This is a genomic window from uncultured Faecalibaculum sp., from assembly GCF_910588395.1.
In the GTDB taxonomy this organism is placed as follows: Bacteria; Bacillota_I; Bacilli_A; order Erysipelotrichales; family Erysipelotrichaceae; genus Faecalibaculum.
Window position 1 is genome coordinate 26,982 of the sequence record NZ_CAJUPA010000025.1, and the last position, 11,013, is coordinate 37,994.

An 11,013-nucleotide genomic window follows, 5' to 3' on the forward strand; every position below is an offset into this window, starting at 1 on the left:
CCGTCAAATGTTATATCATTTCATGTCTGATTATACGGAAATCCGGGGAATTGTAAACCGGGGCAGCAAAAAAGCCGGCATTTCACCGGCTTGAGACAGGGGGCCCGAAAGATCCAGACGCCTGCCTTGTGATTCCTCTGTGATCATTGTGATCTGTCCGCCGTTTCAGGCTGTGCTGGACCCGGACTGTTCTGCCGATGCAGCCGGGGCCCTGCCGCAGGCTCCAGCCGAAACCGGCTGCGATTATCTGCGGCGTTCAATCAGCACGCAGAAGGGACTGCGGTCACTGTTGATCAGTTCCGCCTTTTCGCAGGGATACCGGCGGTGATCCAGGGTGCGCAGCCACGCCAGGATCCGGTCTGCTTCCTGGCGTCCCCGGGCATGGGGATAGAACACCAGGGCCATGCGGCCTTTGACCCGCAGACAGTGCTGCGCCGCCTGCACGGCAGTCAGACTGTCTTCGGGCTGTGTCACGATGTCGTGACTGCCTTCCGGATCCCAGCCGAAATTGAAAATCACCCCATCCGCTTCCAGATCCAGATCCGCGATGTGCGTATGGTTTTCCACCCGGATCTCCAGCCGGGGATCATTCATCCTCTGCCGGCAGCGGGCAGCGGTCTCCGGCTGAATCTCAAAGGCAATCACCCGACGGGCTTTTGTCAGAAAGAACGCCGAATCCCGCCCGGTTCCCAGAGTGGCATCGATCATGATGGCATCCCGGTGCAGCACCGGCTTGAGAAAGTCGTGGGAGAGCTCCACCATGCTTTTCAACGGAAAGCCTCCTTGAGCGCCCTGTACTCTTCGTCGTTCTGCGCCACCATGATCACATCAATGGCCCGGGCTTCCGGATACCGCCGCATGAGCCGGTCAATGGTTTTCTTCGCAATCCAGGCGGCTTCCTTCAGCTCGAAGCCAAAGACCCCGCTGCCCAGCAGCGGAAACCCGATGGTGACCCGGTCTTTGGGACACATGCGCAGATAGTCGTAGGCCCGGCACAGGCTGTTCCAGTAGCAGGCCCGCAGATCCTCGTCCTCTCCCCGGTATCCATCCATATAGATGGGCGTCACGGCGTGGACGATCCGGGCACAGTTCAGATTGTAGCCCCCGGTAATCACCACATCCCCGAACTGGCGGCGGCCGGCTTCATGACAGGCCCGGACCAGACCCGGACCGGCTTCCTCGAAGATTTTCCGGCAGATCCCGGCGCCCGGCAGCAGTTCCGTGTTGGCTTCGTTGACCACCAGGTCCAGGCCCAGACCCGTCAGGTCCCCTTTCAGTACTGTGATCATGGCAAGTCTCCCCCTTCCAGCAGTTCATCCAGTTTCTTTCGCATTTTCCGGCTGGTCACCGCGCTCTGATGCAGCTGATCGCTCAAAGACGCGAAGGTCCGTTCGGCTTTTTCGCAGCGCTCCTGCAGCCGGCCGGCTTCATCCAGCAGCGTTTCCAGTCCCGCTTCGATCGCCGGCATATTCTCTGCCCGGTACCAGTCTTTCTGGGCCTGACCCAGCAGCGTCAAAAGTCCGGTGAGGGTCCCCGGCCCGGCAATCATCACATGGTGGCGGAGACTGTAGTCAAAGAGATCCGCACAGTCCGACAGAATGTACTGATACACCCCTTCCGCCGGTACAAAGAGCACCGCCAGGGGGGCTGTCTGCTGCGTGATGTATTTTTCCGCCACATCATCGATGTGTTTTTTCATGTTCTGCGCGAACAGCTTCTCATACCGCGGATCTTCATCCATGCGCAGGAAATTGTCCATGGGAAACTTGGAATCCACACAGAGCACCTGCCGGCTGCCCGGCAGCAGCAGTGCCGCATCGGCAATTCTGCCATTGGCCAGGGTCACCTGTCTGTCCCAGATGCGGCCCCTGGTGCCGGCGTAGTTTTCCAGCAGCAGCTCCATCTGGTATTCCCCCCACATGCCCCGGGTTTTGGCCCGGTTCATGATCCGGCTCATGTCATTCACCGTTTCCAGCATCCAGTCCAGGCTTTTCCCGGACATGGACTGCCCCTGTTTGAGCTGGGCGAGATCCTGGCGCAAGGCATCGTATTCAGCCGGACTGCCGGAAACCGGGCGGCGCCGGTCCAGAATCAGAAACAGGATCACCGCCGCCAGCAGGGCGATGATCACCCATTCCAGACTCATGCCATGCCTCCTTCCAGGCGGGGCAGTGACCGGAGCACAAAGGTCAGCAGGTCCAGCCGGTTGTTTTTCTCCGGATGATACCAGGCGTATTCCAGCACCGCCTGCAGCGCCTGGCTGATCTGCCGGTTGCGCAGGCCGGTATAGGTCATGATGTCCCGGCCGTCAATGGCCAGTTCCTTCAGGGACAGGGGCCGGCTGGCTGTCTGTTCCTCATAGAACGCCTGGCTGGCTTTCAGCCGCTCCAGCCGCTGCCGCCCTTTGGCGGAATGGGCCATGATGTCACAGTACTGCACCCGGAACAGCATCCGGACCCATTCGTCGCTCCAGCCCTCCGTGATGCGGAGCCGGAAAATGGCTTCCAGACTCCGGGGCAGAATGTCATCGTGGTGGAGAACCAGCTGGGGAATGACCTTTTTCCAGGCGGAAGGAAGCTTCAGCTCTTCCACCACCCGCAGGGCAATGGTCTGTCCCGCAATGGGATGCCCCTTGAAATGATCCCGTCCGCCGGCGGAGGTGGTGCGGGTTTCCGGCTTGCCCAGATCGTGCAGCAGCAGCGCCAGAGCCAGGATATCGTCAAAGGGATCCAGATAGCGGATGGAGTCCAGAATGTGCTGCAGCACCCCGGCGTAATGATAGGGAGAATGCTGCGGGGTCTGTCTGGCGAATTCCAGCTCCGGGATCCAGGGGGCAAACAGACCGGTCATGTCCATGACCCGTCCGGGATCATACCGGAGGATCTCCAGCCACTCCGGGACCAGCCGCTCCACTGCCACATCCGCAATGCGGCTCTGACACCGGTCAATGGCCCGGCGGGTGGCAGGATCCAGGGTGAACCCCAGCCTGGCAGCAAACCGCCAGGCCCGGACCATGCGCAGGGCGTCCTCCTCAAAGCGCTGCACCGGGTCCCCCACCGCCCGGACCAGGCCTTTTTCCAGATCCTGCCGGCCCCCGAAGGGATCCACCAGTCCCCGGATGGGATTCCAGGCCATGGCGTTGATGGTGAAATCCCGCCGGGCCAGATCCTGTTCCACGTCCTCCACAAACTCCACCTGATCCGGGTGCCGGTTGTCGGAATACGTCCCTTCCCGGCGATAGGTGGTGACCTCCACCTGGGTTTTGTCCAGAAGCACCGTCATGGTGCCGTGGCGCAGTCCTGTGGGAATGGTATGGCCAAAGAGTGCCATGACCTGTTCGGGTCGGGCAGCGGTGGCCAGATCGTAGTCATGGGGCTCGATCCCCAGCAGCCAGTCCCGGACACAGCCTCCCACCAGGGCGCAGTCATGACCGGCGGCAGTCAGCCGGTCCATGACAGTTTTCACTTGTTCAGGCACCTGCATGCTGCCTCCTCCTTTCTGTCAGAGTCTGTGTCTTTCCGATTCCGCCGCTTTTCCGGGTACCGGACTCAGGCTGCCGGCCGGGTGTATACCGGCATGGAATCCGCCATGATTTTCCTGCCCAGCTCCGCACTGGCGAACATGAACTCCATGTCCTTGCCCCCGGCCAGGCGGGCACCTTCTGCGGACAGCTTCGAGAACAGCACCGGGTCTTCCTGGTCCGAATCCACAATGATGAACCAGTGGGAGCTTTTGTCCGGCATCAGCCGTTCCTTCAGCACCAGTGCCCGCACAGCCGGCAGCGTTTTTGCAGCCTGCGCCAGCACGTTGCCCAGATACTTGCCCTCTTCCCCGGGGTCCTTCACTGTCACCTTGTCGCCTTTGGTGATCCGGCTGGCGGACAGTCCCCGCAGCCGGATCTTCTCCAGCTGCTGCAGGAAGGTGGCATCCAGGGTGATGTCCAGATCTTCCGCATCCAGGATTACCCCGTCGATTTCATTCCCGGCCATTTTCACAAAGGGCATGAACTGATCGAAGGTCAGCACCAGGCACTGCGCCTTCGGGCTCCATTTTTCCAGTGTCTGCTTCGAGGTGAAGAACGGAAAGAAGTTCTTTTTGTCCTGCCGTTCCATGACCATGAGGGAAATGTTCGTGTCCGGCGGGAACACCAGCTGCCCGTGTCCGTCCGGTGCCGGAGCCTTGTCCCAGATTGCCGGTGCCAGCACCTTGCCTTTGAGCATTTCCGCCGCCACAGCCGCGGACTCCTTCTGCCCCTGGTGCTCCTTCAGCGCCTCCAGGGCCTTGCGCAGCCCTGTATCCATCAGATTCCCGTTTTCCATTGTTTTTCTCCTTTTCGGCAGTCTGTGCAGGCTGCCGCTTTCTATATGTTGATGTTTCTGTATGATGTTGCCGTTTTGACTGCCGGCGCGGTGTCTGCCGCATCCGGCAGATCCACGTCCCGGCTCTGTTTCTTCAGTGCCAGTCCTGTTTCCGGGGACTACTGCCCGCTGATGGCGAGTTTTCCGAAGAGCACCGAAGGAGCAGCCAGCTGCCGGTAGGACCAGTCCAGGTCGCTGCCCACCGCGATCACGTCATTCATCAGCTCCATGAAGGAGCCCGCGGCGGTGATCAGCGTGACGCTTTGCGTCCGCCTGCCCCCCTGCACCAGATAGCCTCTGGCCTGCAGGGAGAAATTCGTGGAAACAAAATCGATCCCCGCATGCAGTCCTTCCAGATCCGTGATCACCAGACCGTCCTGCATCCGCTTTTCCAGCTGCCGCAGACTCTCTTCACCCGGTTCGATGTACAGATTCATCGGGGAAACCCCCACCGGGCTGGCATAGCCGCCCTTGAAGCCGTTGCCGGTGCTTTCCGTCCCCATGCGGGCGGCAGACTGCTGGTTGTGCAGGATCGTCCGGAACACCCCGTGATCCACCACCAGCTTGCGTCCTGTGGGATAGCCTTCGTCATCAAAGTTGGCAATGGTCAGGGCATCCAGGTTCCGGGGATCATCCACAATGGTGATCTTGTCCGAGAAGATTTTCTCTCCCAGTCTGTCCTTCAGCGGAGAAATCCCTTTGGAGATCAGATCCCCGGAAAACAGACCCGCAAACGCCCCCAGCAGACTGGTCATGGCCTCCCGGTGCAGAATCACCGGACAGGTGCGGCCGGGAATGGAAGTGGCATCCAGGCGGCTGAGAACTTCGTCGCAGAGTTCCTTCACAAACGCCCCCCGGTCAAACGCCGCGATATCCGGCACCACTTTGATCAGATACCAGTCCTGGATTCTGTCCTCCTGACGGCCGGCGGCGCCGGCCATGACATACTGCACATAGTCTTCGTCCCCGGTGGCCAGTCCCAGGGTATTGGAAATGGATCTCGTTCCCTCGGACTGACTCCAGGCCAGGTTTGTCACCTGGAAAATCCGTTCGTCATACGCCAGGATCCGGGCTTCCAGATCTGCCAGCAGTTCCTTGACCTGGGCAGTCTCCGGCACAGTCCACTGCTTGTCCTTGACCGCCAGTTCCGTTTCCATGGGCGGCACAAACTGCGTCCTGTCTTCGCTGGTGATGGTCGCAGCCTGCTGCCGCAAACCGTCCAGCACCTCGTCCATGATCGCATCATCCAGTTTTTCCAGCCCGGTATTGGCCAGGCTGCCGCCGTCCAGCACCCGGATGCTGGCGGAATCAGTCTGAGACAGTTCCATCTTGTCCATGGCCTGTTCAAACCAGGTGATTTCTTTGGATCTGGAGGAAGATTCGTAGATCTCCGCCGCTTCAAATCCTTTTTCCAGCGCTCTGTCGAGCCATTTCTGCTTATTCACCGGCTGTACCTCCCACTGTGATCGAAGAAACCCGGATCGGCGGCTGCCCCACATCCGTGGGAATGGAACCGGAGACAGAACCGCACATGCCCTGGGCCCGTTTCAGATCCTTTCCCACCCGGTCGATGTTCATCAGGATCTCCGCGCCGGAGCCGATGAGACTGGCGCCTTTCACCGCACTAGTCACCTTTCCGTTTTCAATCAGATATCCCTCGGAGACCGCGAAGTTGAACTCTCCGGTCTGGGGATTGACACTGCCGCCGCCCATGCGCTTTGCGTACAGGCCTTTTTCAATGCCTTCAAACATTTCATCGAAATCATCCGTTCCGGCGTCAATGTAGGTGTTGGACATCCGGGACGTGGGTTCGTATTTGTAGTTCTGGCGCCGGCCCGATCCGGAAGAGGCTTCCTGCATCCGCCGTCCATTGAACTGATCCACCATGTACTGCGTCAGGATGCCGTCTTTGATCAGCACCCGGCGCTCCTGCGGATTGCCTTCGTCGTCCACATTCTGACTGCCCCAGGCATGGGGAATCGTCCCGTCGTCAATGGCTGTGACTTTGGCCGAGGCAATCTGCATGCCCTTTTTGCCCGCAAACACCGACTGGTCCTTCGCCACTGCCGTGGCTTCCAGGGCATGACCGCAGGCTTCATGGAAAATCACCCCGCCAAACCCGTTGTCAATGATCACCGGCATCCGGCCGGAAGGTGCGTCCACGGCATCCAGCAGCACTTTCGCCGTGGCAGCGGCGTTTTTCGCGGCCTGTGCCGGGACGCCTCCTTCGTAGAATTCCAGTCCCATGGACGCCCCAGGACCTTCAAACCCGGACTGCCGGTCCTCTCCCCGTCTGGCGTAGGCGGACACACCCATCCGGGTGCGGATCCGGGTATCCTTCACCAGTCTGCCCCGGGAGTTGGAAATCTGCACCTTCTGCCGCAGACTGGACAGCGAAACGCTGACCTTCTCGATTTCCTCCTCATCCCGGATCGCATCCCAGGCTTCCCGCATCAGCGCGGTCTTGGTTTCCAGCGGCGCATCCACCGGATCGGTCTTCACCGGGCTGATGTCTGTCACCGGCACTTCTTCCAGGCTGATCCGTTCCTCTCTGTGGCCTTCAAAGGCGGTGCGCAGATCCTTCACCAGCGCCAGCAGCTCGTCAAAATCCTGGCTGTTGGAATAACCGTAGGCGGTCTGCAGATCCTTGTACAGACGGATCCCGGTCCCTGCCCGCAGGGCCCTGTCCACATTCTCCACCTTTCCATCCAGCATGGAGAGGGATTCGGACACGGCGTCTTCTTCGAAAATCTCCGCGAAATCCGCTCCTGAATCCATGGCTTCGCCAAGCAGCGTTTCCAGCTGTTCTTTGTTCAACATCGCTTTACCTCCTGCACTTTCATACAGTCACTGTTCCGGCATCCCGGCAGATCGGCGGTCTTCCGGACCGGTTCTGCGCAGGGGATACGTATCCATTGATTATACCATCCCATGCCCGGTCTGAATGCATGTACCGGGCAGTCACCGGAGAACAAAAAAAGGGAATTCCCGCAGACTGGAAATTCCCGGCAGCTGTTTTGTCTCCGGCGCTACCGAATGGCATCCACGAAGCGCTTCGTGATCAGCTGCGGCCGTGTGATGATGGACCCCACAACGCAGCTGTAGCAGCCCAGATCCAGCACCCGTTTCAGCTTCTCCGGCGTGTCGATGTTTCCCTCGGCGATCACCGGGTGTTTGGCATAGTCCAGCAGATCACGGATCACCTTGAAGTCGTCCGCCTCCACGTGGTTGCCTTTGGACTGCTCTGTGTAGCCCACCAGCGTCGTGCCGATGTAGTCAAATCCCAGGTCATCCGCGTGCTTCATTTCTTCCAGCGTTGCGCAGTCGGCCATCAGCGGCTGATCCGGATACTTCGCACGGATTTCCGCCACGAATTCATCCAGCGTCCGCCCATCCGGACGGGGCCGGCAGGTGGCGTCTACTGCCACGACTTCCGGCGGGGTCTCCATGGCCATCAGTTCATCCACTTCTTTGATGGTCGGGGTAATGAAGACCGGGTTGTCGCCATAGGGACGCTTGATGATGCCGATCACCGGCAGGTCCACGGTTTTCTTGATCTCCGCGATGTCATCCACGGTGTTGGCCCGGATGCCTTTGGCACCGCCTTCCAGCGCTGCGGCAGCCATGCGCCCCATGATATAGGAAGAATGCAGAGGTTCGTCAGGCAAAGCCTGGCAGGAAACGATCAGGTTTCCCTTTGTCTGTGTCATATCAGCCATGTCAGTACTCCTTTGTTGGACGATATCATTATATGCCAATGCCCGGCACTTTGATATAACATACCTTCCGCTCTGCCAGCCAAACCGGAGAATTGGCCCAACCTATTTACTTGAGTCACTTTTTGACCGCAGGCAAGAAAAACCGTGGTTAATAATTGACTTTGGTAAACAGCCGGACTATTATGTGGATGTAAAAACAAACAAGCCAATCAGACAGGAGATGTGCCGGGAATCGCATCTCCTTTTATTCATTTCCCGGCGAGATTTGGCGGAGAGGATGCAGCCTGTCAAAAGGCAGCAGATTCATCATGGATTGCCGGCTGGAGAACCGGTGGTCACGGAAACAGACTGAAGCGGCGGAGGCCGGGATGATACCGGCCATCCGCCGCTTTTTCTTATTCAGGATTCAGAGCTTTTTCACAGTTTCCAGTGCCAGACAACCGGGTCCGCCATGGACCATGAACATCGGGCACAGGTCAAGAACCACAATCTCGATATCCGGATACTGTGTCCTGAACCAGTCCCGGGCTTTTTCAGCTGTACCCGGGCAGTCCCCATGGAGGATGTAAAGAATACTGGAAGCATCCAGGCCTCCTTCCTGTTCAAAAGCCGCCCGGGCTTTCTGAAACACACCTTTCCAGGTGCGGCTGACCCCCAGTGTATCCAGCGCCTTTCCGTCCCGCCGGCGGATCACCACCGGCAGCAGTTTCAGCAGCGATCCCGCCGCTGCCATGCCCTTCGGGATCCGGCCACCCCGGGCCAGAAACCCCAGATCCGGCACCGCCACCATGCTGACATCCGTTTGGGCCATGGCAGAAAGCACCGGCAGGATCTCCGACACGGTTTTTCCCTCATCCCGCAGCCTCACCGCCGTTTCCACCATCAGCCGCTGCGGACCGCCCAGGGCGCGGGAATTGAACACCGTGATCCGGGCAGGATCCTCCGTCAGATCCCGCGCCATGCAAGCCGTGGCAAACGTCCCCGAGAGACCATCCGCAATGGTGATATCCAGAATTTCATCTCCAGGATCCGTCAGCAGCCGGTCATAGAGATCCGCCTTTTCTCCCACAGCCGGCTGGGAGCTGGACACCGCCGCCTGCCGGCGGCAGCAGTCTGCCATTTCCTTCGGCGTGATCTGCTCATAATCCCGGAACGTGCTGCCGTCGATGCAGACACTCAGCGGTACACAGTGAAACCCTGCCCGGCGGGCCTCTTCAGGACTGTAAAGTGTGGAAGAATCTGAGACGATATGCAGCATGAAAGAGTCCTCCTTGTTTCCGCCACCACTCTACCATATATGCAAAACGATTACATCTGGTTTTTGATATTATGTTGCGGCATACTGATATCCGGCTATAATTTCAGTATGGAAAACCGTGAACTCAAGGAACTGGCCATTCCCCGATGGGAAGAACTGCCGGATCTGGACCTGTACATGGATCAGGTACTCAGCTACATCAACTCCCGCCTGGAACCACTGTCCATAGGCGAAGACCGGACAGTGCTCACTTCTTCCATGGTCAACAACTACGTCAAAACCAACATCGTCAAGCCGCCAGTCAAAAAGCACTACAAGCGGTATCACCTGGCCTACCTCTTTGTGGTCATGCTGATGAAACGCTGCTATTCCCTGCAGGAAATCAGCCGGCTGATCCAGGTATACTCCAACATCGAAGACCCCGGACGGGTCAGCCGCGACTACAACAAGTTTGTCTCCGTCTTTGAAACCTGCCTGCAGCAGATGCTGGAAAGCGGCCGCTGCGACACAGAATTCATTGAAGACCCCAGCCTGGAACAGCAGATCATGCTCAACGTCATCCGCACCCTGTGCTCTAAAATCTGGGTCCAGAACAGCCTGCGCAGCCTGGACGAAGCCGCCGGGACGGAATGAAACCGGCAGGATTCCCGGCACCCGGTCAGCAGAAGAAACGGAAAGAAGCAGCATCTTCCCAAAAGACACTGCTTCTTTTTTCATGCATTCATGCCGCCATCAGCTGTTTGACGCGGGCAGAAAACCGCTCATGGCGGCTGCCAGCGCCGAAATCGGCATGGACTGCACCGTCACGGTACCAGGACCTGTCACCACTGTATTGAAAAAGCCTTCTCCGCCGAACAGGACATTTTTCACACCTTTGATGCTCTGAATATCCATCGTGCAGGTTTCCTCCATCATCGCCAGGTTCCCCGTATCGACCACCAGCTGCTGCCCGGCTTCCAGAGTGTAGGAAATCGCCGCGCCGTCGATCTCCAGAAACACCAGACCCGGCCCCGTGAGTTTCTGGAGAATGAATCCTTCCCCGGAAAACAGACTCGCGCTCATGCGCTTCTGAAAATACGTGGACAGCTGGACACCGGCAGTCCCTGCCAGAAACGCCCGCTTCTGCGCAATGATCGACTCACCCGGACGCAGTTCCACCACCTTGATGCTCCCCGGAAACGAAGAGCTGAACGCAATGATGCCCTGGGCCTTCTTCGCCGTATACACATTCTGGAAAATGCTCTCGCCGCTGAACATCCGGCCAAACGCTTTGGACACCGACGTACCCCGCGTCTCCATATCCATGTTCGGACTCATCCAGGCCATGGCACCCCGTTCCGTAATGACAGACTCCTCCGGATCCAGATGACAGATCACCACCGGAAGGTTGTCTCCCTTGATTTCGTACTTCATATACATTCCTTTCCTGACTGAACACAGTGTACCGCAGTTTCAGTCTGCCTGAACAATCTTTCCGGAATCCGTACAGGAACAGGCAGCCAGCCGTGGTACTGCCGATGGTGGCTGTCGCCGCCGGGGCTTTGAAGTGTAGGGAGTGGAAAGGGGCGGAAAGATGAGACAGAATCAGACGGTTCTCCTTGTTTCCGTTAAACCCAGGCACACAAAAAGGCGCTCTAAACTTTGGTGAGGTTCCGACTCTCACATCCTGTACACTTGG

The 11,013-nt window shown here is 58.5% G+C and carries 11 protein-coding genes; 1 reads left to right on the forward strand and 10 read right to left on the reverse strand.

All coding sequences use genetic code 11. The annotated features are described in order from the left end of the window. Positions 1-243: 243 nt before the first annotated feature. From QZ305_RS07950 to QZ305_RS07990, 9 genes are all read right to left on the reverse strand, one after another. Positions 244-762, reverse strand: a complete 519-nt coding sequence (locus tag QZ305_RS07950; protein WP_294731204.1) for a class I SAM-dependent methyltransferase — start codon at positions 760-762, stop codon at positions 244-246. A gap of 5 nt (positions 763-767) precedes the next feature. Next, a complete protein-coding gene (locus QZ305_RS07955; RefSeq protein ID WP_294731195.1) occupies positions 768-1,289 on the reverse strand; it encodes a macro domain-containing protein in 522 nt (173 codons plus the stop codon). Continuing rightward, complete coding sequence (gene rmuC / locus QZ305_RS07960; protein WP_294731196.1) at positions 1,286-2,146, reverse strand: DNA recombination protein RmuC; 861 nt, start codon at positions 2,144-2,146, stop codon at positions 1,286-1,288. Before rmuC ends, QZ305_RS07955 begins: the two co-directional genes overlap by 4 nt. Further along, positions 2,143-3,477: a CCA tRNA nucleotidyltransferase gene (locus QZ305_RS07965; protein ID WP_294731197.1), complete on the reverse strand. Its 1,335-nt coding sequence runs from the start codon at positions 3,475-3,477 to the stop codon at positions 2,143-2,145. The genes rmuC and QZ305_RS07965 overlap by 4 nt, the downstream gene beginning before the upstream one ends. 71 nt (positions 3,478-3,548) lie before the next feature. After that, complete coding sequence (locus QZ305_RS07970; RefSeq protein WP_294731198.1) at positions 3,549-4,319, reverse strand: enhanced serine sensitivity protein SseB C-terminal domain-containing protein; 771 nt, start codon at positions 4,317-4,319, stop codon at positions 3,549-3,551. A 158-nt stretch (positions 4,320-4,477) separates the two neighbouring features. Continuing rightward, the gene (locus QZ305_RS07975; protein ID WP_294731199.1) at positions 4,478-5,803 is read right to left on the reverse strand and encodes a TldD/PmbA family protein; all 1,326 of its coding nucleotides are present in this window, start codon (positions 5,801-5,803) and stop codon (positions 4,478-4,480) included. Then, entirely contained in the window at positions 5,796-7,178 is a 1,383-nt protein-coding gene (locus QZ305_RS07980) for a TldD/PmbA family protein (RefSeq protein ID WP_294731200.1), read from the reverse strand. Before QZ305_RS07980 ends, QZ305_RS07975 begins: the two co-directional genes overlap by 8 nt. 209 nt (positions 7,179-7,387) lie before the next feature. Then, complete coding sequence (locus QZ305_RS07985) at positions 7,388-8,068, reverse strand: N-acetylmannosamine-6-phosphate 2-epimerase (RefSeq protein WP_294731205.1); 681 nt, start codon at positions 8,066-8,068, stop codon at positions 7,388-7,390. Between the two features lie 415 nt (positions 8,069-8,483). Further along, on the reverse strand, positions 8,484-9,335 hold the full coding sequence (locus tag QZ305_RS07990) for a DegV family protein (protein WP_294731201.1): 852 nt from the start codon (positions 9,333-9,335) through the stop codon (positions 8,484-8,486). 108 nt (positions 9,336-9,443) lie between these two features. On the opposite strand from QZ305_RS07990, the gene QZ305_RS07995 reads away from it, so the two are divergent. After that, complete coding sequence (locus QZ305_RS07995; RefSeq protein WP_294731202.1) at positions 9,444-9,968, forward strand: DUF1836 domain-containing protein; 525 nt, start codon at positions 9,444-9,446, stop codon at positions 9,966-9,968. Positions 9,969-10,067: 99 nt separating this feature from the next. On the opposite strand, the gene QZ305_RS08000 is transcribed toward QZ305_RS07995, so the two are convergent. After that, positions 10,068-10,748, reverse strand: a complete 681-nt coding sequence (locus QZ305_RS08000; RefSeq protein ID WP_294731203.1) for an AIM24 family protein — start codon at positions 10,746-10,748, stop codon at positions 10,068-10,070. Between the last annotated feature and the right edge of the window lie 265 nt (positions 10,749-11,013).

Excerpts from the sequence above, each read along its gene's own strand:
- QZ305_RS07950 (WP_294731204.1), bottom strand. The coding sequence starts at position 762 with ATGGTGGAGCTCTCCCACGACTTTCTCAAGCCGGTGCTGCACCGGGAT.
- QZ305_RS07955 (WP_294731195.1), bottom strand. The coding sequence starts at position 1,289 with ATGATCACAGTACTGAAAGGGGACCTGACGGGTCTGGGCCTGGACCTG.
- rmuC (WP_294731196.1), bottom strand. The coding sequence starts at position 2,146 with ATGAGTCTGGAATGGGTGATCATCGCCCTGCTGGCGGCGGTGATCCTG.
- QZ305_RS07970 (WP_294731198.1), bottom strand. The coding sequence starts at position 4,319 with ATGGAAAACGGGAATCTGATGGATACAGGGCTGCGCAAGGCCCTGGAG.
- QZ305_RS07980 (WP_294731200.1), bottom strand. The coding sequence starts at position 7,178 with ATGTTGAACAAAGAACAGCTGGAAACGCTGCTTGGCGAAGCCATGGAT.
- QZ305_RS07985 (WP_294731205.1), bottom strand. The coding sequence starts at position 8,068 with ATGACACAGACAAAGGGAAACCTGATCGTTTCCTGCCAGGCTTTGCCT.
- QZ305_RS07990 (WP_294731201.1), bottom strand. The coding sequence starts at position 9,335 with ATGCTGCATATCGTCTCAGATTCTTCCACACTTTACAGTCCTGAAGAG.
- QZ305_RS07995 (WP_294731202.1), top strand. The coding sequence starts at position 9,444 with ATGGAAAACCGTGAACTCAAGGAACTGGCCATTCCCCGATGGGAAGAA.
- QZ305_RS08000 (WP_294731203.1), bottom strand. The coding sequence starts at position 10,748 with ATGAAGTACGAAATCAAGGGAGACAACCTTCCGGTGGTGATCTGTCAT.